Below are 24,889 nucleotides of genomic sequence, written 5' to 3'. Positions count from 1 at the left end.
TATGATATGATTGGTTCAAATGTATTTTCTGGAATATGGGGTGGGTTCGTTTGAATGAATGTGTACTGGTTGCTGATGATGATACAAATATTACGGACGTTTGTCGCAGGTATCTGGAACGGGAAGGTTATCTTGTTGTGACGGCCAAGGACGGTTTGGAGGCTATTGAGCTGTGGCACAGCCAAACGCCAAGCTTGATTGTGCTCGACCTGATGATGCCACATAAGAATGGCTGGGAGGTTTGCAACGAGATTCGGCAAACTGAGGATGTGCCCATTGTAATGCTGACGGCCCGGGGTGAGGAACAGGACCGTCTGATGGGACTGACGATGGGGGCGGATGATTATCTGACCAAACCATTCAGTCCAAGAGAACTTGTTTTGCGTGTGAAGGCAATCCTGCGGAGAATGCGAATTGCGCAGGCATCACCTGTTACAACATCTGAATATACGATCAATTATGAAGGGCTTACCATTGATTTTACCAAGCGTGAAGTGCATATCAGCGGGCAGGCCATTGAATTGACCGTTACAGAGTTTGAGATGTTGTATTTGCTGGCAAGTCACCCGGGTCAGGTGTTCTCCCGTAACCAGATGTTAAGCAAGATTTGGGATTTTAGCTATGAGGGAGATACAACAACGGTGACTGTACATGTTCGGAGATTACGCGAGAAGATCGAACAGAATCCTTCTGAGCCAAAATATATTAAAACAGTTTGGGGTATAGGCTACAAGTTTGCGGGTGGCAGTTCATGAAACTTCGCACATACTTGGTGTTATCCAGTCTCACAGGCATTGGCGTATTATTAATTTGTTTGTTCATCAGTTATTCCAAAATGCTGCTTACGATCGAACAATTGTATTGGTTATCGGCTATAACGGCAGGGGTAGGCTTACTTTCGTTTATTCTTCAATATTTGCTGACTAAGCCATTAGAGAAATCAATTGCGCGAATTACACAGCAGACGATACGAATTGCCGAAGGGGATTTCCATACGGAAGTCCCTCTCATCGGTACGCAGGAATTTAAGCTCCTGGCACAGCAATTTAATGAAATGAGTTCCAAGCTGAAGGAAAGCTTTGATCATCTGCATCACTCAGAAACCGCGAGACGAGAGTTGATCGCCAATGTATCCCATGATTTACGGACTCCCTTGGCATCCATTCAGTCATTCGTCGAAGCGTTGGAGGATGATGTCATTAAGGATAAAGAAACCTTTCAACGTTACCTGAACACGATACGACTTGAGACGAAGCGTTTGGGAGGGCTTATTCAAGACTTGTTTGAATTATCCAGCCTGGAAGCGCAAGGGGAGGTATTTGACCCTCAGCCTTGTCACGTCGATGAGTTGCTGCTCAGTACATTGGAGAGTTTTTCGTTTCACCTCGCCGAGAAAACGCTGAACGTTGAAATCAATTTGCCCGATAAATTACCAGCCGCGGTCATGATGCCTGCACAAATGAAGCGGGTCCTTTCCAATTTGCTGCAAAATGCCATTCAATACTCTCCTGTTGAAGGAAAAATCATTTTGGCTGCCGAAGAAAAGGGGCCGTTTATACGAATTTCAGTTACGGATGAAGGGGAAGGCATTGAAGCGGAGGAGACTTCGCGTATATTTGAACGTTTTTATCGAATTGACAAATCACGCAGCAAGAGTAATGGGGGGGCCGGGCTTGGCCTTGCCATCGCTCAATCGATTGTGGAACTCCATGGTGGCGAGATCGGGGTTCAGAGTACAAAAGGAGAAGGAAGCTGCTTCTGGTTCACGCTTCCGATCTACGTCAGTCGTTAACCTTGGTTAATCAAACGTAGTATTTATTCAGGTGGTGAATGACTTGACCAGTGATTTGGTTTTTCTTTTCGGGGTTTTTGGTGCAGGATTGTTATCGTTTTTTGCGCCATGTATTCTGCCGCTGATCCCGGTATATGTATCTTATCTATCCGGAAGCATGGTCAACGGTACGAATCAGCAGCAGCCTGACACCCATTCGGTTCGGTTGCGGTCCACACTTGTTTTGCGGACATTTTTATTTGTTCTTGGGCTGTCCCTGGTATTTGTTTTACTCGGTTTTGGTTCTGGCATCGTTGGTAATTTGATCTCAAGTCCTGTGTTTATTGCGATCTGCGGAGCCATCGTAGTGCTTTTTGGGATTTATCAAACCGGGTTGATCCGACTATCCTGGCTGGAACGGGAGAGAAAGCTGTCAAACGATCATGCCAGACGAGGAGGGTATGTCGGAGCGTTCCTGTTGGGTCTAACGTTTAGTTTTGGCTGGACGCCTTGTATCGGGCCTGTGCTGGCGGCCATTCTTGGTATCGCCGCAGGAGAAGGCTCTCCACTGTATGGCGGGTTTCTCATGTTCCTGTATACCCTTGGATTGGCGATTCCTTTCCTGATTTTGTCCGTTTTTTCGGAATATGTTATGAAGCGGATACGTCGTTTATACAAGTACATGGGTGTCATCAAAATAGCTTCCGGCTGTATTCTTATTATCATGGGACTATTGTTAATGACAGACCGACTAAACAGCTTAGTGACCTGGTTTCAATAATCATTGGAGGAATTTGGTATGAAGACGGCACGGAAATGGATGGTATCTGTAATCGTATTTGCTGGAACCCTGTTGATCTTGAGCGCATGTGGATCACAGCAAACTGAATCAAAACAAACGGGGTCATCATCAGCCCCAGCATCAACATCCGATATGAGTTCGTCAACCATGGTGAACAAGGGAGAGACGGCTCCTGAATTTTCATTGCGTGATCTGAAAGGAAACACGGTTGGACTTTCTGATGTTCAAGGCAAGAAAGTGTATGTGAAATACTGGGCTTCTTGGTGTTCCATCTGCCTTGCGGGTTTGGAAGACCTGAACAATCTGGCTGGTCAAAACAATGATTTTCAAGTCATTACGATTGTGACGCCAGACTACAAAGGGGAGAAATCCTCCCAAGCGTTTACCGAATGGTTTGACCAACAGCCGTATGATAACATAACTGTTCTTTTGGATGAGAAAGGTGTATGGGCCAAGAAATTTGGCGTAAGAGCGTATCCTAGTTCCTTTTATATTGGCTCTGATGGTATTTTAACGAAATCGCAGCCAGGGCATGCATCCAATGAACAGATCATGGAATCATTACAAGAGATTTTGTGAGAAGGGAGGAAGTGTCATGAAGAGGACGCTGCTCGGCTTGTGCCTCCTTGTTATAGCGATAGTTGTGTCTGCTTGTGGAAACAGAGTTGAGAATCATTCAGCTTCATCTTCGATATCCACTCAACCTGTCAAGGCATCGAGTATTTCCGAGGAAAACCTGAGTAACCTGTACTTGGCAGGAGGCTGTTTCTGGGGTGTGGAGGCATATATGGCTCGTATTCCGGGGGTTCAGGATGTGACTTCCGGTTATGCCAACGGTGAAGGAGAGAATCCAACCTACGAGGATGTTATTTCCGGGGAGCAGGGGTTTGCGGAGACTGTTCATGTAAAATATGATCCGCAGCAAGTTTCTTTGCAGAAATTGCTTGAATCTTATTTCCGGGTTATTGATCCTACCAGCTTGAATAAGCAGGGCAATGATCGTGGCATTCAGTATCGGACTGGAATATATTATACGTTGCCTGAAGATGCCAAAATTATTGAACAGGCTGTAGAGGCAGAGCAAGAAAAATATGACCAACCCATTGTAACAGAAGTAATGCCTCTGCAGAATTATTATTTGGCGGAGGAGTACCATCAGGATTATTTGGAAAAAAATCCGAGCGGATATTGTCACATTGATATGACTGTCCTGGATGACCTGGAGATTGGAATTGATCCCGCTCAATATCCACGTCCAACAGATGAACAATTAAAGGAAAAATTAACAGACGAACAGTATGCGGTTGCGGTAAACAATGATACGGAGCATGCGTTCAGTAACGAATACTGGGATAATGAGGAGCCCGGTCTGTATGTGGATATTGCAACGGGAGAGCCGTTATTCACCAGTCGGGATAAGTATGATTCCGGTTGCGGGTGGCCGAGTTTTACAAAACCGATTGTACCTGAGGTTGTTACCTATACAACGGATACGAGCTTTGGGATGGAACGCACGGAGGTACGAAGCCGGGCAGGTGACATCCACCTCGGTCATGTGTTCGATGATGGTCCCGAAGATCGCGGCGGCAAACGTTACTGTATTAACAGTGCATCAATCCGGTTTATTCCGTTAGACAAGATGGAGGAAGAACGGTACGGGTATTTATTGTCATTTATCGAGTAGAGAAGGGCAGCTGACTTTATCAAAACATAATAAGGCCATAATCTTAGAACGGTTGAGACCTCTCTATGAGGGATTTCGACCGTTTTTTTATTTTGCAGCATCTAACAAAAACGAAGGTAGGCTTCAAAGATGGTTGCATCATTGTTATAATTGATAATCATTATCAATTATAGGTGGGTTTTTAGTCACAATGCCAAGGTATTGTGTGTGTTTGATCGCTTAGGAGAGGGAGTTTATATGGGAATTCAGAATGACATCAAGCTGTGGGATCAGGTTCAGGTTCGCGTGCTTGATGTGCGTCTTATATCACTCGCAACACACGAGTTCATACGCAATTATGTGTTACCGACGAGTGCATTTGTGTATGTTCAAGGCAGGGGGCAGGTCTGGCTTGATGAAGAGGTATGGACTACAAACCAGTTCTTGTTGCTGCATGGGGGAAAAGGAAGACGTCTAACACTTGAAGCGACAGGGGTTATGGAGGTACATCTGATTTTGTACAAATCAACCTTGCCCTCCAACGTGCTTGTGGAGTACCGAATGATGTTGAACCAGCGTAATCCGTTTGAAGAGTCTTGGGCGACAGTGCCGGATCATACACTTGAGCTGCGTGAGCTTGTGCGGAATATACATGAATGTTGGTCAGGGCAGGAGCGAGTGGGCAAAATTCAGGTTAAAGTGTATTTTTTTCAACTGGTACAGCTTGTATTGTTACAGCGGAGTCGCATGTTTAACGAAGTTCAACAGCCTTCGCTTACCGATCAGGTTTTGCGATATATCAAAGCTCATTACCGGGAATCCATCTCACTTGATTTGCTTGCCCAGTCCTTGAGTTACAGTCCGCAATATGTATCACGCAAATTCAAGGAACAGACGGGATGTACACCGACAGAATATGTGATTCGGTTACGAATGGGTGAGGCAAGGAGTCTGCTTGCGTCCACAGAAGCTTCATTACAGGAGATTGCTGCGTATGTGGGTTATACGGACCCGTTTTATTTCAATCGTATATTCAAAAAAGAGACCGGTATCACACCGGGGCAATATCGGTTGATGCAGCAGGAAAACTCGAAATCAGTTTCAAAAAGTACATTAAATGCAACAAATGAATCCATTGTAACAGGAGGGGATGAACGTTATCCTTTAATTGACGATGATAATCATTATCAATATAAGGGAGATGAGGAAATCAATATGTTTAACCATTTTAAATCAGCGATTATGTCGCTTGCGCTTGTACTCACATTAAGTGCTTGTGGAACAGCCCAGCAGGGGGCAGAAACATCCGAAGCTGCGGCTGAACCCGAACAACCGGCAGTCGTGGAAACCCAAATGGTAAATACGACCTTTGGTGAGGTAGAGATTCCTGTACATCCGGAGCGAGTTGCTGCCATAGATTATCTGGGAACGGTGCTTGCTCTTGGTGTCAAACCGATTGGTGGAGGCCAATTTCTAATGAACAGTCCTTATCTGGAAGGTCACATGGATGGTCTTGAAACGATAGGGGATTCCGTTGAACAATTGATGGAGCTGGAACCTGATCTCATTATTACATTGAATCCGGACAAGGCGGCTTATGAGAAATATAGCAAGATTGCTCCGACCGTTTCGATCGCATCCATCACTTTTCCGACACTCAAGGACGAAGTGAACTATTTCGGTAAAGTCCTTGGCAAAGAAGCGGAAGCAGAGAAGTGGCTGGCTGATTTTGATGAGGAGATTGCCAAAATCAAGCAGGAGGTGCAGAGTGTTGTTCCAGCTGATGCTACATTCTCCGTTATGCAGGAATATGATCGCCAAGTCTTCATTTTTGGCAATCAGTCGGGCCGGGGAGGGCGTAACATCTATGAATTGCTTGGTTTGCAAGCACCAAAAAACATTCCATCCGAGTTGATGCAGGGCGCCTATCATGAATTCTCCATAGAACTGCTCTCCAAATACGCTGGAGATTACATTGTGCTAACCAGCAAGTCTCAGTTGAAAGACCTTCAGGCAGATCCGATCTGGGGTTCATTACCTGCTATCAAAAATGGAAAAGTGTACATATGGACGGAAGAGCAATCCTGGTTCCGTGATCCGATCGCCTTGTTGAAACAGACACAGGATCTGGCTGAATGGATTATTGGACTTAATACACCGTCTAAATAAGGAACTTCAAAAAACCGTGCCGCCCAGTTTGCTGAGCAGCACGGTTTTCATTTTCTTATGTAGGACTGAACAGTAGAGGGGATTAGCTGCCTGTACGGAGATGAAATAACAGTGTGGTGTGATTACCGTATAAGAGTTTATTCGCTCTTTTGTTCGTTCTGAATTTCTTGCAGATCCTCCAGTTGCAGTGTGAGGTCATTTTCGGGGTTTGCGCTCACAATGACTTCTGACGGTGATTGTTGCTGACCTGGCTGATTCGACTTGGCGGCAGGTTTGATCACGTAGAGACTTTGAACGGAGTTGAGCAGGCTGGCAGGGGTGTCTTCATACGTTTCCAGGAAGAGTACATAGTCTTTGGTAGGAATCAGCTTGAGGTTGTCATCATTAATAATCTCGGTGTTGCCAAGTTGTCCGCCAAGTTGCTTCACTTCAAGTTTTTCCCCGGCAGTGTAACCGCCCTTATAGGATTCAGCGACCTGAATCGTGTGGATCGTATAGATTTTGTCAAAAGAAGATGGCTCTCCGCCCGGATCGGACGCGGGGTTTAACTCGTTTTCATTGGCAGCATCGGTAACTTGTACGATATCGTTTATAGCTTCCACACGAGTCTCAACAACACTGCCTTTCACAATGGTATTTGCTCTCTCGGACAGGTCCCCAATGCTGGCATAACTCGGGTAATCTTCAGAAGCAATAATGGTCATGGGTGCATCGGATGGGGACGCGGTAGGTGTGACAGAAGAACATCCAACAGCAGATAAAATGAAAATGGAAGAGAGAAGCAGCGTTAATACTCGATTTTTGTTCATGGATAGGAATCCTCCTTGGATTTTAGAATAAGTTCGTAGCGGATTAGTACTTGGATCTTACGTTATTGATATCAAAAGTTTGGGGTTTGGTCATGGAATTGCGGTTGCGGGAGTAAGACATAATGGAAGGACTGCTTGTTGTTGGGTTGTCACCGAGCCAGATGGAGTGTCCGAGTTCGTGGACAAATACGCTTTGAATGAAGTTGGATAAGTTGGTTGCGTCAGGGGTGATCGTGGATGCATTGAGTTCGATGCGGAAGCTTACGACTTGACTGCCGGATACGGAGGCGTAGTTGACACCATATGCTGTATTATTGAAGTTTCCTGCGGTGATGGTGTTTGGGGAGTTACTTGTTTTGGTGAATTTAACTTTGGCACCTGCATTGTTCCAGTTGGTAAGGGAAGCGTCCATGGGAGTCTGCCATGCGGAGGCGTAATTATACGTACGAATGGGAATGGTGGTGCTGGGATAACCGTAGGTTAGAAAGGTTGCCGCATAGATGGTACTGCCAAACATCGCAATCGCTGAGAACAACATGATGCTCATCAAAAACTTCCTTTTCATACTTAAAACCTCCAATAAATGTATTTTATTCTCTATTATAGTAACAAGTAATATTGGAGTTGAAATGAGTCCGAGGTCGTTGTTTTTGTCGTGAAAAACATGAAATATATCTTGATCCGACCCTAATGGTGTCAAAATAAGTCATTTTCTGTTCAATGTTCATGAATAATTTCCCTAAAATTACAAACAATACGTTCAACTTCTCATAGGGAAAGGTAGTGCTTGAACATGTGCAACCGTTTTTCATTGGCAGCCGATTTGGACGATGTCAGAGATCATTTCAAGATTCAGCGAGTGATGTATTATTACAAAAACCGATACAATATCAGCCCAACCCAGCATACGCCAATTATTTTGCATCAGGATGGTGAGCGTGTATTGGATGAGTTCCGGTGGGGGTTCATTCCATTCTGGGGTCGTGATGCCGTTAACGCAAATCTCATGACCGTGCATGAGAATCCTTCCTATTACAAACTGGTAGAGACCAAGCGCTGCGTCATTCCCTGCAATGGATTATATTATTGGCGGCAAGAGGGCAAAAAAAGTTATGCGGTACGTGTTGTCATGCCGGATCGCGGTCTGTTCGGTATTGCCGGGTTATACGAGGTGTGGAGAGATACACGGAAAGAACCGCTTCGGACCTGCACGATGCTTATGACAGGCGCAAACATGGTTACACGCGAGTTTGGCAGTAAAATGCCAGCGATCCTTTCCGAAGAAGAGATCAACACCTGGCTTGACCCGGCTAATACACGGGTGACTCAGTTGTTACCGCTATTGAAATCGTATAACAGTACAGAGATGAATCTGTATCCGGTAACACCAATGGTCGCCAACGATGAACACGACTGTTACGAATGCGTAGAAGAGATGGATCAGAAGCTGGCTTACGTTCGGAGTTTCTGAGTATCTTTTGGATGATGTGAAGAAAATGAAGAGGGCTGAGAGTCTGGAGACACTCTGCTCTTTTTTTCCTTTCTGAAAATGAAAAGTTGCAATTGCAGTGAAACGTAACTATAATCATTACAGTAAGTGAACGCATATATTCATATATCTATTAAAAGAGATATTTATAATCAGGAGGGAACCACGAATGAATCCAAAGTTTAACCAGATGTTTGAACAAGTTTCACTACCGACTGGCATTACACTGAAAAACCGTATCGTGCTCGCTCCCATGACTCATATGTCCTCGAATGCTGATGGTACGATATCCGACGCTGAACTTGCTTATTATGCACGTCGCACCGGTGGTGCGGGCATGTCAATTACGGCTGTAGGGCATGTAACAGAGACAGGCATTGGTTTCCCGGCTCAATTTGGCGTATATGACGACCGCTTCATTCCTGGTCTGAAAAAACTGGCTGATACGATTAAACAACAGGGCTCCGTAGCTGTATTGCAAATTTTCCATGCGGGCCGTCTGACGCCTGAACAAGCTGTACCTGCGGGTCAAGTGGTTGCTCCTAGTGCAGTTGCAAGTGAGCGTCCAGGATCTCCTGAACCAAGAGAATTGACGGATGCAGAGATTACTTCAATTATCAAAGACTTTGGTGAAGCGACACGTCGTGCAATTGAAGCCGGATTTGATGGTGTTGAAATTCACGGTGCTAATGGTTATCTGATCCAGCAATTCTTCTCCCCGCATTCCAACCGACGTGAAGACCGTTGGGGCGGAAGTGTAGAGAAACGTCTGACTTTCCCCCTTGCTGTAGTGGATGAGATTCAGAAAGTGGTTGCCGAACATACCAAACTGCCGTTCATCATTGGTTACCGTTTCTCCCCCGAAGAACCGGAAACACCGGGACTCACAATGGAAGATACGTATGCACTGGTGGATGCGCTGAAAGATAAAAACCTGGATTACCTGCACGTTTCCCTGAACGAATTCTGGTCCAAGCCAAGACGTGGCGAAGCAGACACGCGTTCGAGAATGGAATTCATCCTGGATCGTGTGAACGGCAAATTGCCTGTGATCGGCGTAGGTTCAATTCATACGGCAGATCAGGCTGCTGAGGCGCTTCAAACGGGAGTACCATTGCTTGCCATTGGACGTGAGCTGATTATTGAGCCGGATTGGGTTGAGAAAATCGAGAGCGGACGTGAAGAAGACATTGAGACGATTCTGACCAAATCGGATCAGGAACGTCTGGTTATCCCTGACGGATTGTGGAATGCAATCATCCACACGCCAGGCTGGTTCCCTATGGCAGAAGATAAATAAGATACACTTCAAGACTGGAATGGAGGGGGCGAAAGCTCCCTCTTTTTGCACATGGTCCAAATTCTCCTTGTCATCGCTCTGTGGTATGATGGATGAACAGGATTAACTGGATAATCAACGGTTTGGAGTGAAGGAATATGCTCGTAGCTGAACGGTATGAGAAAATAGTGGAATGGGTGGATACGCAAGGCAGCATGCGTGTGACCGAACTTAGTGAGCGCTGCGGGGTGACGGAAGAGACGATTCGTCGTGATCTGGACAAGCTCGAACAGGCGGGCAGACTCAGACGGTCCCATGGCGGGGCGGTCAGCGTAAAATACAAGGATGAGTTACAGTCGGAGATTCCGTATCCGGAACGGGCTGTAGCCTATGCAGAAGAGAAACGCAGAATTGCAAGCGAAGCGGTGAAAATGGTGGAATCCGGCGACCGGATCGCCCTGGATGCAAGTACAACGGCGTGGTATATGGCGGCAGGATTGCCAAACATTCCACTGACGGTATTAACCAATTCGATTAAGGTCGCCGCAGAGCTGAGTAACAAGGAGCAGATTCGTGTGATTGCCACAGGTGGGCAATTGGCTTCGAAGTCACTGTCTTTTGTAGGACCGCTGGCGGAACGTTCGCTTGATGCCTATCATGTGGATAAAGTATTTCTGTCTTGCAAAGGGGTGCATCTGACCAAAGGCATCAGTGAATCCAATGAATTACAGGCCTTGGTGAAGCAGAAAATGATCCATATTGCGGATGAGGTCATTCTACTAGCAGATTCCAGCAAATTTAACATACAGGCGTTTACCAGAGTTGCTGAGATGAGCAGTGTGGGCAAAGTGATTACAGATCAGGGTGTAGATGAAGAGCACGTTAGCGCATTGATCGAGCAGAATATTACGTGTATACGTGTGTAAACAAGAAAGGAATGAATGTCATGAAACATCCTTTTCATCTGAAAGCGGTATGGAATGGTGGGCGTAACAGTGAGGGAACAATCGATGCAGGTGGATTAAAAACGGTCATATCGATTCCGCAGGAGATGGGCGGACCCGGTACGGGAACTAACCCGGACGAGATGCTGCTGGGTGCAGCCTCCACCTGTTACCTGATCACGCTGGCAGCGATGCTGGAGCGTTCGGATATTACGCCGGATGAATTAACGCTTGAATCGGAAGCAACGGTAGATGTTACAAATAACGTATTTACGTACGAACGGATCGTACATAGACCCCGGATTGTGCTCAGCGCAGATGCCTCTGAGGCGGATCTGACCAAGGCTGAGCGCTTGGCGCATAAGGCTGAATCCTCCTGTATGATCTCCCGAGCGGTGGCAGGTAATGTCCAGATGGAGACACAACCGCTTATTGTTACTACAGGTGCTAACGCGGTGTCATATACTGAAGAATAGACGATTCAAGTTGTCATTTGTGTAAAATAAGGAGTAATTCGGTATGAACACACAGAAGCGCAAGACTAACCGCTGGGTACGTTTAACACGTGTTATGAAGCTGAATTTTCTCAAATTGTTACGTGCTCCCGGAGGTGCCCATAAAGTATCTACCGGATTTGCCATAGGGTTCGGACTGGAACTGATTGTGATCTCGACCGCTTCCCTGATATATCTTGTATTTTATCCGATTGTGCGACTGTCTGGAGGTTCGGTGCCAGCAGCGATTGTTGGTAATGTGATCGGGAAACTTACGTTTTTACCTATTATTCTGATGCCACTCGCCAAACAAATTGGCTCATGGATATTGCCTGCTCACAGCATGGGACAGGGGCTTGTACATGAGAGTGCATTCATGGAGCTGTTTCGCGGGAACTGGTCGGCTGTGAGTGAATTGTTGCTTGGTGGACTGGATATTCTGGCAGGCATGTCCGTGCTTGGTGTCATTCTGGGTGTAATTTCGTACTTTGTCGTAAAATTATTTTACGTCAGAGCGCTCAACCGGCGTTATGAACGCCGGCTGGAGAAACGCCGACAAGCGGATATCGCTTCGGTATCACCTCCGGTATTAATCAGGAAGCCATCACAATCATAATGGGCAGCATCAACATGGATGCAGCGGTGGTCCACAGAATGCAGCGGGATACAAACTGCGGAGAAGCATTGAACTGTTCAGCCAAAATAACGGCGTTCACTGCGGTCGGCATCGATGCGAGGATCAGCAGCACACTGAACAACGTACCTTCGACCTGAAGAGCGGTCAGTATCAGCCAGGACAGGATTGGCGCAGCTGCGAGACGGACTACAAGCCCGGTCCAGAAAGCTCGGCGTACATTGGGCAACCAAGGCACCGTTGCACCTTTTGGTCTGAGCATCTGTGCTCCCAGAATAGCGAGAACGACAGGAGAGTAGCCCGCAGCCAGCATGGAGATCCCTCCATCCAGCGCTTCAGGCAGGCTCAGATTGGACGCACGCAGCGCAATGGCGATGCCAGCAGCATAGATGGATGGCATACGGAAAACGGACAGAATCGCATCTTTCACCGTGAATTCGGATCGCGCGGCAAAAAAGATACCTACCGTATTAACAATAATCATCTGTCCAATAACGTAGACCGAAGCCTTGTCCAGTCCAAGCTGACCAAAGGCAAGCAGTACCAGCGGGAGCCCGTAATTCACGCAGTTTGTAAACGTGGAGACGAGGGTGAGACCCGCTTTTTCGCTTGCACCCAGACGGAAAACCCGGCTTAATAGCTCGGCGAGGGCCCACAGAGCAATCAGATTAATAATAGAGAACCAGAACGTGCTGGTGACGTCCGTCCAGGTAATCTCTGCATGCAACAATGTATTGAAGATGAGCGCAGGGCTCAAAATATAAAGGGAAAAGGTCGAGAGCGACCGGGTATCCCAATTTTTGAAGCGTTTTAACAGAATACCCCCAATCACGGGAAGTGAGATCGGCAGGAACACATGGTATAAGGTGAGTAAAAATGAGTGAAGCAATGCAATTCAGTCCTTTCTGGATGAAAAACCTATCTTATCATAGCAGAAGATGTATCTCATATGAATGGATTTCAGTAGGATGATGTGTAGTAATCGCCTTGCTTAACTAAGGATTTCCCTGATGGGCAGCGACAGCGGATTGCTATTTTGATATGGCAGATTTATTATAGAAGAGGTGCAACAAGATTACATACACATAGAGGAGGAAACTGTAATGAGTGAATCAAAACGCTTGCTCGTACTGGCCGGCTCTTACGCCGAAGCGGAAAATGAGGGCATTTATGCATATGAATTGAATGAGGATACAGGCAGCTTGTCCAAGCTTGATGGCATCGCGGGCGTGAAAAACCCAACGTTTGTCAACGTGGATGCTGAAGGAAACAAACTGTATGCGATTGGTGAAACAGCGTCAGCTGAAGGCAACAAAATGTCTGAAGCGGTAGCTCTGAGCATTGATCCTTCTACAGGAAAATTAACGTTGATGAACCGGAATAACTCCATTTCAGCTCCGCCATGTCACATCCAGCGTGACCCTTCCGGCAAATACTTGATCCTCTCCAGCTACCACGGTGGTCTGGTAGGTCTGCAAGCCTTGACGGATAACGGTGAAGTTGGAGCGCTTCTGGACGAGAAGAAACATGAAGGACAAGGTGCGCATCCGGAGCGTCAGGACAAGCCACATGTTCACTCCGCATTCTTCAGCCCAGATGGTAAATACATGATGGTACAGGATCTGGGCGCAGATAACATCGCGATCTATTCCATCGATACAGACAAAAATGAACTTGTGCTGCACAGTGAAACCAAAACACATCCGGGAGCAGGCCCACGTCACTTGGCGTTCCACCCGAATGGTCAATTCGCGTATGTGATCAACGAAGTGGATTCTTCCATTACTTCGTTCCAATATGATGCAGCAGCGGGCACATTGACAGAGGTTTCCACTGTGTCCACACTGCCTGATGGATATGATGGCAAAGAGAATACAACAGCGGAAATCACTGTTTCCAATGATGGACGTTATGTATATGGATCTAACCGTGGACATGACAGCATCGTTGTATTTGCAGTAGATGCAGACAAAGGTCACCTGACACTGGTTGAGCATGTATCTGCTGAAGGTGAGCATCCGCGTCACTTTGCTCTGACACCTAACGGCAAATTGCTGATCGCCGCTAACCGCGATACCAACAACATCGTGTCATTCACGGTGGATCAGGAGAGCGGACGTCTGAAATACACAGGTCACAGCACAGGTGTATCCAAGCCTGTATGCGTGAAACCTGTATATCTGTAAAATGATAAATTTCTAAACCAGCTCTGGCTGGATTGAAAATGAAACGATAAAGATAAAGACCCTGCCATGTGGCGGGGTCTTTTATATTGAATATATAATTGGATGATTAGACTGCTGTTCTGCTGTAAGCGGGCGGATTGAAATAGAGCATTAATTCTATATTTAATTCACCTAACAACGAAAAATTATCAATAGTATCGTGCAAGTAACTACCCCACTTCAAAGTGCGTACTTCCTGAATGGATAGTCAGGGTCTACAATGAGTGAGTAGCCAAAACAAACACTGCATGCATCTGAACAGACCAATTGGTGCAGGCTAAATATCTGATTATTATTTTTACAGGAACGACTCATACTTGAACAACAAAGGAGAAATAAATGATGAAATTGCAATTGGCGCTTGACTTGGTAAATATCCCTGAAGGTATCGCACTGGTTAAAGAGGTTGAACAATATATTGATATCGTTGAGATTGGTACTCCAATCGTTATTAATGAAGGTTTGCATGCCGTAAAAGCGATGAAAGAAGCATTCCCTAATCTGCAAGTTCTTGCAGACCTTAAAATCATGGACGCTGGTGGTTATGAAATCATGAAAGCTGCTGAAGCTGGTGCGGATCTGATCACTGTGCTTGGGGCAACCAATGACAGTACGATCAAAGGTGCAGTAGCAGAAGCGAAGAAACAAAACAAACAAGTTCTTGTGGACATGATCAACGTGCCTAACCTTGAACAACGTGCTCGTGAAATTGATGCGCTTGGCGTAGATTACATCTGTGTACACACAGGTTATGATCTGCAAGCTGAAGGACAAAGCCCGTTCGAAGATCTGCAAACGATCAAAGCAGCTGTGAAAAATGCTAAAACGGCTGTTGCTGGTGGAATCAAGCTGGAAACATTGCCAGAAGTAATCAAAGCACAACCGGATCTGGTTATTGTAGGCGGCGGTATCACAGGACAAGCAGACAAAGCGGCAGTTGCAGCTGAAATGCAACGTCTCGTTAAACAAGGGTAAGCAGATGAGCAAAACACAGTACGCAGCTGACATCTTGAAGGAGCTGGAACGTACGTTAAGCCAGATCGACGATGCAGAGATGCAAGCGATGGCTGAGCACATTCTGGCTGCAGAACAGATTTTTGTAGCAGGAGCAGGCCGGTCAGGACTTATGGGAAAGGCTTTTGCCATGAGACTGATGCAGATGGGGCTTCGTGTATATGTGGTGGGTGAGACAGTTACACCTGGGATCAGCTCGAAGGACTTTCTCTTGTTATGCTCAGGCTCAGGAGAAACAGGCAGTCTGGCAGCCATGGCTCAGAAGGCCAGTCAAGCAGGTGCACCTGTAGGACTCATTACAATTAAGCCGGAGTCCACGATTGGGAAATTGGCAACTACGGTAGTGCGCCTTCCGGCTTCAGCCAAAGAGGACACAGCAACTTCCGGAGCGGCAGTAACCATTCAGCCGATGGGCTCGTTGTTCGAACAAGGACTGTTAATCGGCATGGATGCTCTCATCCTTACGATGATGGAAATGAAGGGTATGACCGGAGCGGATATGTTTGGCCGCCACGCGAACCTGGAATAATGAATAGATGAAAGACCGGAATCCTTTGATTATGAAGGGTTCTGGTCTTTTCTGCGATACATAATCATTCATCTGTATAGGTTTTATCCGTGATTTACAGTTAAACTTTGCATCCCGACCAGGCTGTAGTAGAATTAATAGATAGCTGTATCGAATGAATGTACTTATTACATCATGCATGGAGCGGAAAGCTTACCTCGTGTGAAGTGTCCCCGTGATATGTGTAATATAAGCGATATAAGATTGAAGATGAGGGGGCTCGGAGCCATGGCGTCCGAAGTGAAGGAACGGATTAATCTGAAAGAAATCAACTGTGAGAAGGAACTGACCCTTGCGGTGATTGGTGGCAAATGGAAACTGATTATTTTGTGGCATTTGGGTCTGGAAGGCACCAAACGTTTCAGTGAACTGAAACGCCTAATCCCTCATATTACTCAGAAGATGCTGACCAACCAGCTACGTGAGCTGGAGGAAGACAAACTGATTGAACGCAAGGTGTATGCAGAGGTACCACCTCGGGTGGAATATACGTTGACCGATCACGGTCAAAGTCTGATGCCCGTCCTGCACGCAATGTATAACTGGGGTAAAAATTACGGTGAAAATGTAATCTGGAAAGAAAGCTAAATAAGTAAGTTCTATAATGAACCGCCGGGTAAATGGATTCGATCCATTACCCGGCGGTTTTTTAGTTGCTTTTAATTTTTGGTCACATGAGCAAAAGTTTATACGAAACGTAGAGGACAGAAATAGCTTGAAGAAGCAAAGCTACATCGGAAGCATATAGTGGCCTTTATCCTAGATACCCCTTTTATATAGATGGAACTAAACATTCACATGAGAACGTAGAGGACAGAAAGAACCTGAAGAAGCGGAGCGTTCGCCTTTATCACCGGATTTTCACCTTTGAAAAGGGAATCAAAAAAATCTGGGGATAACAGCGATCGGAAGGTTGTTCTGTCATCGGAGTGGTAAGTGTGAATAATCTTTATTCCAATCTATACTCCCTTGAACTGGAATATGATACGATGAGAGATATTGGAAATGCAAGGAGGATGACAACTAAAGATGGAAAAAATACGTACACGTGCTGAGGTAAACCCAGAAACCACTTGGGATCTGAAAGACTTGTTTGTAACCGATGTAGAGTGGGAGCAGGAGCTTCGATCACTTCCTCAGGCTGTTGCCCAGATCGAAACGTTCAAAGGACGTCTGGGCGAAGGCGCTGAACAATTACTGGCTTGTCTGGATGCGCGTGAAGCTTTGCAGGAGCGGATCGGCAAGACGGCTTCTTATGCCCGCTTGAAGCAGTCAGAGGACAGCACGAATCCGGTGAATATTGAGAATTCAGCCAAGGCAGGAGATATCCTATCAAATCTGTCGTCGTCCTTGTCTTTTGTCAATTCGGAGATCGTTGATCTGCCGGAGGGAACAGTTGAACGTTATCTTGAAGAGCTTCCGGAATTGGAGCCGTATGCGCGCAGTTTGGAGCGTTTGATTCGAGAAAAAGCACATCGGCTTACGCCTGAGACAGAGAAGGTACTCGCTTCATTAGGAGAGGTACTGGATTCGCCATACCGTATCTATCTTCGCGGTAAACTGGCAGACATGACGTTTGACGATGCTCTTGATGGAGAGGACAATAATCGTCCACTGTCCTGGTCATTCTATGAAAATAATTATGAGATGTCGTCTGATACAAAGCTGCGCCGTTCTGCTTATGCTGCATTCAGCTCGACATTAAATGATTACAAAAATACGTTTGCAGAAGGTTATGCAACCGAGGTGAAGAAACAGGTTGTTTTATCCAGGCTGCGTGGTTACGACGATGTTACAGATATGCTTCTCAGCCCACAGCAAGTGAGCAAAGAGATGTACAATAATATTCTGGATATTATCCAGCAGGAACTCGCACCTCATATGCGCAGACTGGCGGCTCTTAAGAAACGTGAGCTGGGTCTGGACAAACTGATGTTTTGTGATCTGAAGGCGCCGCTTGATCCTGAATTTAGCCCTGCCATTACATATGATGAGGCGTGCATACTCATTCGAGAAGCACTTGATGTGCTTGGGCCGGAGTACGGCGAGATCGTAGAGCGCGCATTCAGTGATCGCTGGGTGGATTACGCAGATAATGCAGGCAAATCCACAGGGGCATTTTGCTCCTCTATATATGGTTCACACTCCTATATCTTAATTTCATGGGCAAACAATATGCGCGGAGCATTTACACTTGCCCATGAAGTGGGGCATGCAGGCCACTTCATGCTTGCGGGACGTTACCAACGGCTTACGAATACACGGCCATCTCTTTATTTCATTGAGGCGCCGTCGACCATGAATGAAATGCTGCTGGCCGATCATCTATTGAAGCGTTCCGATAATCCGAGAATGCGTCGCTGGGTCATTTTGCAATTGTTGAACACGTATTACCATAACTTCGTTACACATCTGCTGGAGGGTGAATTACAGCGCAGGGTGTACGCACGCGCAACCAATGATGAGCCCATTACGGCGAAGACGTTGAGTCAACTCAAGGGAGACATCCTTTCCGAATTCTGGGGACCTGATCTGGTAATTGATGAAGGGGCCAAGCTCACGTGGATGAGACAGCCTCATTATTATATGGGACTATATCCGTATACCTATGCGGCAGGCTTGACGGCTTCCACAGCGGCTGCACAGCAGATTCGTGAAGAAGGACAGCCTGCGGTAGATCGCTGGCTTGATGCACTCAAAGCTGGTGGAAGTCTCACGCCACAGGAGTTAATGAAGCTTGCGGGTGTGGATATGTCCGGACCTGAGCCGATTCGTTCTGCGGTTGCTTATGTCGGCAGTCTGGTCGACGAACTTGAACGTCTGTATTCCTGATCTGGTTCATATAGTATACGGACAAGGCAGAACGGGTTGTCTGCATGCACCGCCTTCCTTGCGTGGGGGGCGGTGCATCTTATTTTTGCAAGGGGAAAGGAACGATGATGAATGGCGTTAACGAGCGTGTCCTCATCGATGGGCCGATTAAGCGTAGACGGCTTTGGTGTGTTTGACGACATGAATGGAGTACCAGGTTTTGAAGGCAATCAGGGTGGTTTTTTTTCGGGATTTAGTGAGTTTGCTGCAATGAATGCATTTGCTTCGATTTTCATTGGTGCCATATTTCTCATCATTGCGGGAGTCATTGTTTTTGTTATTTTTTCAGGCATACGCTCAGGGATGTCAAATAACGCAGCAGCCTTGTTAACCCTGCACTCAACAGTGGTGGCTAAACGAACGGAAGTCTCAGGTGGAAGCGGCGATAGCAGTGCGACTACCCGGTATTATGTTACATTTGAATTCGACAATGGGGAGCGCACTGAACTGATTGTTGGCGGAAACCATTATGGTATGATGGTGGAAAATGATCGAGGGATGCTGACGTATCAGGGGACACGTTTCAAGCATTTTGAGAGAGATGTACAACCCCAGTCGGGGGTAAGCAAAGGTCAATTTTATACGTAAAAAAAGAAATGCGGCTCCTCCCAAGTGGGAGAGAGTCGTTTTTGGTATACCCAAAAGAAAGAAAAACCGAAGGGTATTCAAACGCTTACAATGGTGATATACTCGTAAAATAAAGTAAAACAGTATTAAACAAAAACAAACAAACAATAAATACAGAATAAAGTACAGGGTTACGGTCTGAATCAAGTGATACCGTTTGGAAAATAGGATGGGTTCGAAAGGTTGGTGAAGCGCGGTGAGTGTGCTGGCTTATGATTTGGGCGCTGGGAGCGGGAGAGCGTTACTGGGACATCTGAATGATCGAGGGATCGAAACGAGCGAAATTCATCGGTTCAAGAATGAACCAGTGAAGGTTGGCGAGCGGATGCACTGGGATATTCTGCGATTGCATCATGAATTGTTGCAAGGGCTTACACTTGTGAAACAGCAGGGAGAAAAACCAGAGAGCCTGGGGATCGATTCGTGGGGCGTTGATTTCGGTCTGCTTGGCAGTAATGGTGAGTTGCTGGGTAACCCGTATCATTACCGTGATACACAGTTTAACGGCATGATGGATCAGGTGCGCCAAGAGCTGAGCTCCCAGCGAATCTTCGAACGTACAGGGATTCAGTTTCTTAGCTTTAATACTTTGTATCAATTGGCAACGCTTCAACGCAGCGGTTCCCCGGTACTTCATGAAGCAGAGCGTTTTCTCATGATTCCGGATTTGCTACGTTATTTCCTGACAGGGGAAGCGGTGAATGAGTTCACGAATGCAACCACAACCCAATTATACAATCCATCAGCGGGGCAGTGGGATAGTGAGTTGCTGGCGCATATTCGTATTTCGGAGAAACTGTTTGGTGAAGCCGTGCTGCCAGGTACCCGTGTTGGACAATTGCGAAGCAGTATCTGTAACGATCTGGGATTGTCCCCGATACCTGTGATCGCTGTTGCGGAGCATGATACGGGTTCAGCTGTTGTGGCTGTTCCTGCAACGGAACGTTCATTTGCTTATCTGAGTTGTGGAACCTGGTCCCTGATGGGTACGGAGATAGATCATCCTGCGATAAGTAGCCAGAGTCTGGCCTTGAACTTCACGAATGAAGGCGGGGCGGGCGGAACATTCCGTCTGCTGAAGAACATTATGGGCTTATGGATTTTGCAGGAAAGCATGCGGGAGTGGGAGCGCCAGGGGCAGGGAATTAGCTATGATGCGTTATTGGCGCAGGCGGAACAGGCACCTCCATTTGCCAGTTTGTTTGACCCGGATGATGAACTGTTCATGCCAGCAGGAGATATGACGACCCGTATACGTCAGTATTGCCGTGATACAGGGCAAGTGGTACCAGAGGATCAGGGGGCTATTGCCCGGGCAATTCTGGAGAGTCTTGCATTGAAGTATAGAAGAGTTCTGGAATGGACGGAGCAATTGTCGGGTCAGGCGTTCAAAGGATTGCATATGGTCGGTGGAGGCATCCAGAACCGCCTGTTATGTCAGTGGACTGCAAATTCCATTGGTAAGCCGGTATGGGCAGGTCCAGCAGAGGGAAGTGCCATCGGGAATATGGCTGTGCAATGGATGGCGAGCGGAGCTTTTAAAGATATCTGGGAAGCTCGTAAGGCCATTCGTGATTCATTTCCGGTAACTGTGTATGAGCCGCAGGACGGATCAATCTGGGAAGATGCTTACGGCAGATTTCTGCGTGTGACGGCTTCATCTAATTCACAAGCGGGGAGTGAGGTGTAACATGCTGGCAGCCGAGCGGTATGACCGGATTGTGGAGATGGTGAATGTAAAGGGCAGTATGCGTGTATCCGAGCTTAGTGAGCGCTGCCGGGTGACGGAGGAAACCATCCGGCGTGACCTGGATCGGCTGGAACAGGCAGGACGACTGCGCCGGTCTCACGGTGGTGCAGTAAGTGTGAAGGAAGATCAACCGGAGATCCCTTACCGGATCAGGGAGACAACCCATGCGGAAGAGAAAAAACGGATTGCACAAGCGGCTCTGGCGATGATTCATCCGGGTGATCGCATTCTGTTGGATGCGAGCACAACGGCAGGTTATATGGCAGCGAATATGCCGGATTTCCCGCTGACGGTCTTAACCAACTCGATCCAAATCGCCACTGAACTCAGCAGCCGTGACAAGGTTGAGATCATCTCAACAGGGGGCCAGCTGGCATCGCGCTCGTTGTCTTTTGTTGGGCCGCTGGCGGAGCGTTCTTTGGAAACGTATCACGTGGATAAAATGTTCATGTCGTGCAAAGGTGTACATCTCGAAGGTGGAGGAATCAGTGAATCCAATGAACTCCAGGCAAAGCTGAAGCAGAAGATGGTTGGCATATCCGATCAGGTCATCTTACTTGCAGATGCCAGTAAATTTGGTGTTCGTGCTTTTGCCCGAGTATCCGGGTTAAATGCAGTCCATACGATCGTTACCGATCAGCCATTGGAGGCTGAACAGACAGAACGTTTGAGCGGATACGATATTGGTATCATCACGGTTTAATCTTTTGGATTTTATCTATATAAATTGAACTAAACATTTACACGAAACGGAGTGTTCATTGTAAATATTCTTAGTCAATTTATCTACTAATCAGTTAATAGGAGCGTGTAATTATGAAGGTCTCCTTATTCATTACCTGCCTCAGCGATGCCATCTATCCCCGAGTGGGGGAAGCCATGGTCAGATTGCTCGCCGCTCATGGCGTTCGGCTGGATTTTCCGCCGATTCAGACCTGCTGCGGTCAGCCTTCCTACAATAGCGGGTACTGGGATGAGACTCGGGTAGCGGCCAAGACGATTCTTGAAGCGTTTGACGACAGTGATTTTGTAGTCTGTCCATCCGGATCGTGTACGTATATGATTCATCATTATCCGGAACTGTTCGCGGATGAACCGGTGTGGCTGGAAAAGGCAAAACGATTGGAAGCCAAAGCCTATGAGTTTACTCAATTCCTTGTTCAGGTACTCGGGATAACCGATCTGGGCGCACATTTTCCGCACAAAGTAACCTATCATCCATCCTGCCACGGCAGCCGTCTGCTTGGTGTAAAGGATGAGCCGATGGCGCTGCTCTCTCAAGTAAAAGGTCTGGAATTGGTTCCACTTCCATTCGCTGAGGATTGCTGCGGGTTCGGGGGTACGTTTGCCATCAAAATGTCCGATATTTCAGGAGCGATGGTGACGGAGAAAGTTGATCATGTCAAAGAGACACAAGCTGAAGTGCTGGTTGGTCTGGACATGGCCTGTCTGATGAATATAGCAGGTAATCTGCGTTATCGGAATGAACCGGTGCGTGTGATGCATCTGGCGGAACTACTGTATGAGGGGGTGCGAACAGGATGAGCCAACCGGGAGTTATGGATACTACGGTCAAAGAACGTGCCGGACTGGCCTTAAATGATGATTTTCTGCGTAAAGCGGTCAAATTCACGACAGAACGATTGCGTAACGGGAAGAAATCTGCCTCAGAAGAACATGGAAATTGGGATGAATGGCGGGAACGTGGCCGTCAGATTCGTCTGCATACGATTGCGTATCTGGATTATTATCTGAATGAATTTGTGAATAACGCCCGTGCAAACGGGGTTCATATTCATTTTGCAGATACATCGGTGGAAGCAGCGGCGATTGCGCTGGATATTGCGGCGCACAAACAAGCTTCTACGGTGGTGAAGTCTAAATCGATGGTGTCGGAGGAAGTGCATCTGAATCATGTGTTGGAGTCGGCGGGCATTGAAGCCATTGAGACTGATTTGGGTGAATACATCATACAGTTGGCAGGTGAAGCCCCATCTCATATTGTCATTCCAGCCATCCATAAGAACCGCTATCAGATTGCAGAGTTGTTATCGAAGGAAGCGGGTGAAATTCTGGAGCCGGACACAACGGTACTTGCCGGATTTGTTCGCAAAAAGCTGCGCGAGAAGTTCCTCGAAGCGGATATCGGCATGACCGGCTGCAATTTTGCGATTGCAGAGACAGGTTCCATGGTTTTGTTCGAAAATGAAGGTAATGCCCGTATGGTATCCACTGTTCCAAAAACGCAGATTACACTGATGGGCATGGAGCGGATCATCCCGTCGTGGACGGATCTGGAGGTCATGGCAACCTTGTTGCCGCGTTCTGCAACAGGTCAGAAACTAACGATGTACATGTCAGGCATCACAGGTCCTCGCCGTACAGCGGATGCGGATGGGCCAGATGAAATGCACATTATTATCGTGGACAACGGTCGATCCCTTCAGCTCGGTGATCCTGAATTCCAGGAGTTGCTGAATTGTATTCGCTGCGGTGCTTGTCTGAATGCTTGCCCGGTATATCGCCATATTGGAGGTCATGCCTATGGCGGAACATACAGTGGTCCGATTGGCGCGGTGCTGACACCTGCACTCAATGGCAACATTGATGAATGGAACGATATTGCGGGTGCTTCGAGTCTGTGCGGAGCCTGTTATGAAGCATGTCCAGTTAAAATTCCATTACATGATATGCTCGTTTATCTACGTAGGCGTAAAGTGGAAGACGGCCATGGAAACAAAATGGAAAGCATGGGCATGAAGGGATTTGCCGCTGTTGTATCCAATTCCAAACGCTTCAGTGCCGCCATACGTCTCGGACAGATCGGGCAGAAGGCAGTTGTACGCAACAACGGCATTTCTCTCAAGCTGGGTCCACTCAAAGGCTGGAACAAGTATCGGGTTGCGCCAAGCCTCGCCAAGAAATCCTTCCGGCAACAATGGAACAAGCTGGATCAGGAACTGAACCAGGAGCAACCAACCATGGATTCTTCCGTTCGCAGCCGTATGGAGCAGATTATTCGTGAACGAGAAGAAGGGGAGGGTACTAAGCATGGTCACTGAACATCAGCAATGGCTTGCACAATTGGAGAAGAAGTCCATGGAGAAACAGGAGCAGTTCATGAATGACATTGCTTCGAAATTGAGAAGACCAAGGCAACGCCATGCGCCGACCCAACCCTTTCGGGGAGCACCCGACTTTTGGACTGAATTGGAATGGGATGAAGCGAAGCGTATTCAAGCATTTACGGATAACTTTGTGAGTGTAGGCGCCCACATTGCCCGGGTTCAGAACATGGAAGAAGTATCTCAATTTATTGCGAGCAAATCTCATGAACTGAGTGCCAGATATATCATTCGGCAGAATGAACAGGCGTTACAGGATCTCGGATTGGAAGAGCAGTTACCGGATGTACAGATCTCAGTGTGGAATAGTCAAGCGGATGAGAACTGGAAGGCCCGGGCAGCTGAGGCGGATATCGGTGTGGTCATGGCGGATTATGCGACTGCATACACAGGCTCGGTCACTGTGCTTTCTTCACCGGAAAAAGGTCGTTCAGTCAGTCTGCTGCCTACGGTACTCATCATCATTATTCCAGTAGATCGACTGTACACCAGACTGGGTGAGACGCTGGATCGATTTGATGAAGCGGGAAGAGAAAATCTTCCAGCAGGCATTCACTTTATTTCGGGGCCAAGCCGATCTTCCGATATTGAAAATGATTTAACCATTGGGGTACACGGACCAGGCATTGTATATGGTTTAATTATGGGTTAAAGG

Annotated in this window: 25 protein-coding genes; 22 read left to right on the top strand and 3 right to left on the bottom strand. The window is 47.0% G+C overall.

Annotation, left to right across the window (positions count from 1 at the left end):
- Positions 1 to 50 precede the first annotated feature (50 nt).
- The 6 genes from AC6CIF_RS00305 (at position 51) to AC6CIF_RS00280 (ending at position 6,405) form a co-directional block, all read left to right on the top strand.
- Entirely contained in the window at positions 51 to 755 is a 705-nt protein-coding gene (locus AC6CIF_RS00305; protein WP_498197250.1) for a response regulator transcription factor, read from the top strand.
- Positions 752 to 1,792 (top strand): sensor histidine kinase, encoded by a 1,041-nt coding sequence (locus tag AC6CIF_RS00300; protein ID WP_076249627.1) that lies wholly within the window; start codon positions 752 to 754, stop codon positions 1,790 to 1,792. Before AC6CIF_RS00305 ends, AC6CIF_RS00300 begins: the two co-directional genes overlap by 4 nt.
- A gap of 34 nt (positions 1,793 to 1,826) precedes the next feature.
- The gene (locus AC6CIF_RS00295) at positions 1,827 to 2,552 is read left to right on the top strand and encodes a cytochrome c biogenesis CcdA family protein (RefSeq protein WP_498198160.1); all 726 of its coding nucleotides are present in this window, start codon (positions 1,827 to 1,829) and stop codon (positions 2,550 to 2,552) included.
- 18 nt (positions 2,553 to 2,570) lie between these two features.
- Positions 2,571 to 3,152 (top strand): redoxin family protein, encoded by a 582-nt coding sequence (locus AC6CIF_RS00290; protein WP_498197248.1) that lies wholly within the window; start codon positions 2,571 to 2,573, stop codon positions 3,150 to 3,152.
- Positions 3,153 to 3,168: 16 nt separating this feature from the next.
- Positions 3,169 to 4,257 (top strand): peptide-methionine (R)-S-oxide reductase MsrB, encoded by a 1,089-nt coding sequence (gene msrB, locus AC6CIF_RS00285; RefSeq protein WP_498197246.1) that lies wholly within the window; start codon positions 3,169 to 3,171, stop codon positions 4,255 to 4,257.
- Between the two features lie 237 nt (positions 4,258 to 4,494).
- Positions 4,495 to 6,405: an AraC family transcriptional regulator gene (locus AC6CIF_RS00280; protein ID WP_498197245.1), complete on the top strand. Its 1,911-nt coding sequence runs from the start codon at positions 4,495 to 4,497 to the stop codon at positions 6,403 to 6,405.
- A 137-nt stretch (positions 6,406 to 6,542) separates the two neighbouring features.
- Here AC6CIF_RS00280 and AC6CIF_RS00275 read toward each other — a convergent pair whose 3' ends face one another.
- Together AC6CIF_RS00275 and AC6CIF_RS00270 are read right to left on the bottom strand one after the other, a co-directional pair.
- Entirely contained in the window at positions 6,543 to 7,214 is a 672-nt protein-coding gene (locus AC6CIF_RS00275; protein ID WP_498197243.1) for a hypothetical protein, read from the bottom strand.
- A 43-nt stretch (positions 7,215 to 7,257) separates the two neighbouring features.
- Positions 7,258 to 7,779 carry a zinc metalloprotease gene (locus tag AC6CIF_RS00270; RefSeq protein WP_215075283.1) on the bottom strand — a complete coding sequence of 174 codons (522 nt, stop codon included), beginning with the start codon at positions 7,777 to 7,779 and terminating at the stop codon, positions 7,258 to 7,260.
- A gap of 228 nt (positions 7,780 to 8,007) precedes the next feature.
- Between AC6CIF_RS00270 and AC6CIF_RS00265 the strand changes: the two genes are divergently transcribed.
- The 5 genes from AC6CIF_RS00265 to AC6CIF_RS00245 all read left to right on the top strand — a co-directional run bounded on the left by AC6CIF_RS00265 (position 8,008) and on the right by AC6CIF_RS00245 (position 12,036).
- Positions 8,008 to 8,685 (top strand): SOS response-associated peptidase, encoded by a 678-nt coding sequence (locus tag AC6CIF_RS00265; RefSeq protein WP_036608866.1) that lies wholly within the window; start codon positions 8,008 to 8,010, stop codon positions 8,683 to 8,685.
- A gap of 187 nt (positions 8,686 to 8,872) precedes the next feature.
- Positions 8,873 to 10,003 (top strand): NADH-dependent flavin oxidoreductase, encoded by a 1,131-nt coding sequence (locus tag AC6CIF_RS00260; RefSeq protein ID WP_498197241.1) that lies wholly within the window; start codon positions 8,873 to 8,875, stop codon positions 10,001 to 10,003.
- A 137-nt stretch (positions 10,004 to 10,140) separates the two neighbouring features.
- Positions 10,141 to 10,908, top strand: coding sequence for a DeoR/GlpR family DNA-binding transcription regulator (locus AC6CIF_RS00255; RefSeq protein ID WP_340982760.1), 768 nt, complete (start codon positions 10,141 to 10,143; stop codon positions 10,906 to 10,908).
- Positions 10,909 to 10,928: 20 nt separating this feature from the next.
- A complete protein-coding gene (locus AC6CIF_RS00250; RefSeq protein WP_498197239.1) occupies positions 10,929 to 11,402 on the top strand; it encodes an OsmC family protein in 474 nt (157 codons plus the stop codon).
- A gap of 43 nt (positions 11,403 to 11,445) precedes the next feature.
- Entirely contained in the window at positions 11,446 to 12,036 is a 591-nt protein-coding gene (locus tag AC6CIF_RS00245) for a DUF2062 domain-containing protein (RefSeq protein WP_498197237.1), read from the top strand.
- Here the strand turns inward: AC6CIF_RS00245 and AC6CIF_RS00240 are convergent.
- Positions 12,014 to 12,943, bottom strand: coding sequence for an AEC family transporter (locus AC6CIF_RS00240; RefSeq protein ID WP_036670567.1), 930 nt, complete (start codon positions 12,941 to 12,943; stop codon positions 12,014 to 12,016). The two genes, AC6CIF_RS00245 and AC6CIF_RS00240, sit on opposite strands and share 23 nt — an antisense overlap.
- A gap of 214 nt (positions 12,944 to 13,157) precedes the next feature.
- Here AC6CIF_RS00240 and AC6CIF_RS00235 point away from each other — a divergent pair, with 214 nt between their 5' ends.
- The 11 genes from AC6CIF_RS00235 (at position 13,158) to AC6CIF_RS00185 (ending at position 24,886) form a co-directional block, all read left to right on the top strand.
- Positions 13,158 to 14,240, top strand: a complete 1,083-nt coding sequence (locus AC6CIF_RS00235) for a lactonase family protein (protein ID WP_498197235.1) — start codon at positions 13,158 to 13,160, stop codon at positions 14,238 to 14,240.
- A gap of 381 nt (positions 14,241 to 14,621) precedes the next feature.
- The gene (hxlA, locus tag AC6CIF_RS00230) at positions 14,622 to 15,254 is read left to right on the top strand and encodes a 3-hexulose-6-phosphate synthase (protein ID WP_036670570.1); all 633 of its coding nucleotides are present in this window, start codon (positions 14,622 to 14,624) and stop codon (positions 15,252 to 15,254) included.
- Positions 15,255 to 15,258: 4 nt separating this feature from the next.
- Positions 15,259 to 15,822, top strand: coding sequence for a 6-phospho-3-hexuloisomerase (gene hxlB, locus AC6CIF_RS00225; RefSeq protein WP_498197233.1), 564 nt, complete (start codon positions 15,259 to 15,261; stop codon positions 15,820 to 15,822).
- Between the two features lie 267 nt (positions 15,823 to 16,089).
- Positions 16,090 to 16,449, top strand: a complete 360-nt coding sequence (locus AC6CIF_RS00220) for a winged helix-turn-helix transcriptional regulator (protein WP_036608849.1) — start codon at positions 16,090 to 16,092, stop codon at positions 16,447 to 16,449.
- Positions 16,450 to 16,890: 441 nt separating this feature from the next.
- Positions 16,891 to 18,693 carry an oligoendopeptidase F gene (gene pepF, locus AC6CIF_RS00215; protein WP_498197230.1) on the top strand — a complete coding sequence of 601 codons (1,803 nt, stop codon included), beginning with the start codon at positions 16,891 to 16,893 and terminating at the stop codon, positions 18,691 to 18,693.
- A gap of 111 nt (positions 18,694 to 18,804) precedes the next feature.
- The gene (locus AC6CIF_RS00210; protein WP_340020124.1) at positions 18,805 to 19,320 is read left to right on the top strand and encodes a DUF2500 domain-containing protein; all 516 of its coding nucleotides are present in this window, start codon (positions 18,805 to 18,807) and stop codon (positions 19,318 to 19,320) included.
- Positions 19,321 to 19,555: 235 nt separating this feature from the next.
- The gene (locus tag AC6CIF_RS00205) at positions 19,556 to 21,049 is read left to right on the top strand and encodes a rhamnulokinase (protein WP_498197228.1); all 1,494 of its coding nucleotides are present in this window, start codon (positions 19,556 to 19,558) and stop codon (positions 21,047 to 21,049) included.
- A gap of 1 nt (position 21,050) precedes the next feature.
- Positions 21,051 to 21,812, top strand: coding sequence for a DeoR/GlpR family DNA-binding transcription regulator (locus AC6CIF_RS00200; RefSeq protein ID WP_498197226.1), 762 nt, complete (start codon positions 21,051 to 21,053; stop codon positions 21,810 to 21,812).
- 113 nt (positions 21,813 to 21,925) lie between these two features.
- A complete protein-coding gene (locus AC6CIF_RS00195) occupies positions 21,926 to 22,654 on the top strand; it encodes a (Fe-S)-binding protein (RefSeq protein WP_091031478.1) in 729 nt (242 codons plus the stop codon).
- Entirely contained in the window at positions 22,651 to 24,171 is a 1,521-nt protein-coding gene (locus AC6CIF_RS00190) for a LutB/LldF family L-lactate oxidation iron-sulfur protein (protein WP_498197224.1), read from the top strand. The genes AC6CIF_RS00195 and AC6CIF_RS00190 overlap by 4 nt, the downstream gene beginning before the upstream one ends.
- Positions 24,161 to 24,886, top strand: a complete 726-nt coding sequence (locus AC6CIF_RS00185; protein WP_498197223.1) for a LutC/YkgG family protein — start codon at positions 24,161 to 24,163, stop codon at positions 24,884 to 24,886. The genes AC6CIF_RS00190 and AC6CIF_RS00185 overlap by 11 nt, the downstream gene beginning before the upstream one ends.
- Positions 24,887 to 24,889: the final 3 nt, after the last annotated feature.

Source organism: Paenibacillus sp. GQ49 (genome assembly GCF_059759055.1).
This window is presented reverse-complemented; position numbering and strand designations above follow the sequence as displayed.

Coding starts and splice junctions, on each gene's coding strand:
- AC6CIF_RS00300 (WP_076249627.1), top strand. CDS start 752: ATGAAACTTCGCACATACTTGGTGTTATCCAGTCTCACAGGCATTGGC.
- AC6CIF_RS00290 (WP_498197248.1), top strand. CDS start 2,571: ATGAAGACGGCACGGAAATGGATGGTATCTGTAATCGTATTTGCTGGA.
- msrB (WP_498197246.1), top strand. CDS start 3,169: ATGAAGAGGACGCTGCTCGGCTTGTGCCTCCTTGTTATAGCGATAGTT.
- AC6CIF_RS00280 (WP_498197245.1), top strand. CDS start 4,495: ATGGGAATTCAGAATGACATCAAGCTGTGGGATCAGGTTCAGGTTCGC.
- AC6CIF_RS00275 (WP_498197243.1), bottom strand. CDS start 7,214: ATGAACAAAAATCGAGTATTAACGCTGCTTCTCTCTTCCATTTTCATT.
- AC6CIF_RS00270 (WP_215075283.1), bottom strand. CDS start 7,779: ATGAAAAGGAAGTTTTTGATGAGCATCATGTTGTTCTCAGCGATTGCG.
- AC6CIF_RS00265 (WP_036608866.1), top strand. CDS start 8,008: ATGTGCAACCGTTTTTCATTGGCAGCCGATTTGGACGATGTCAGAGAT.
- AC6CIF_RS00260 (WP_498197241.1), top strand. CDS start 8,873: ATGAATCCAAAGTTTAACCAGATGTTTGAACAAGTTTCACTACCGACT.
- AC6CIF_RS00255 (WP_340982760.1), top strand. CDS start 10,141: ATGCTCGTAGCTGAACGGTATGAGAAAATAGTGGAATGGGTGGATACG.
- AC6CIF_RS00250 (WP_498197239.1), top strand. CDS start 10,929: ATGAAACATCCTTTTCATCTGAAAGCGGTATGGAATGGTGGGCGTAAC.
- AC6CIF_RS00245 (WP_498197237.1), top strand. CDS start 11,446: ATGAACACACAGAAGCGCAAGACTAACCGCTGGGTACGTTTAACACGT.
- AC6CIF_RS00235 (WP_498197235.1), top strand. CDS start 13,158: ATGAGTGAATCAAAACGCTTGCTCGTACTGGCCGGCTCTTACGCCGAA.
- hxlA (WP_036670570.1), top strand. CDS start 14,622: ATGAAATTGCAATTGGCGCTTGACTTGGTAAATATCCCTGAAGGTATC.
- hxlB (WP_498197233.1), top strand. CDS start 15,259: ATGAGCAAAACACAGTACGCAGCTGACATCTTGAAGGAGCTGGAACGT.
- AC6CIF_RS00220 (WP_036608849.1), top strand. CDS start 16,090: ATGGCGTCCGAAGTGAAGGAACGGATTAATCTGAAAGAAATCAACTGT.
- pepF (WP_498197230.1), top strand. CDS start 16,891: ATGGAAAAAATACGTACACGTGCTGAGGTAAACCCAGAAACCACTTGG.
- AC6CIF_RS00210 (WP_340020124.1), top strand. CDS start 18,805: ATGGCGTTAACGAGCGTGTCCTCATCGATGGGCCGATTAAGCGTAGAC.
- AC6CIF_RS00200 (WP_498197226.1), top strand. CDS start 21,051: ATGCTGGCAGCCGAGCGGTATGACCGGATTGTGGAGATGGTGAATGTA.
- AC6CIF_RS00195 (WP_091031478.1), top strand. CDS start 21,926: ATGAAGGTCTCCTTATTCATTACCTGCCTCAGCGATGCCATCTATCCC.
- AC6CIF_RS00190 (WP_498197224.1), top strand. CDS start 22,651: ATGAGCCAACCGGGAGTTATGGATACTACGGTCAAAGAACGTGCCGGA.
- AC6CIF_RS00185 (WP_498197223.1), top strand. CDS start 24,161: ATGGTCACTGAACATCAGCAATGGCTTGCACAATTGGAGAAGAAGTCC.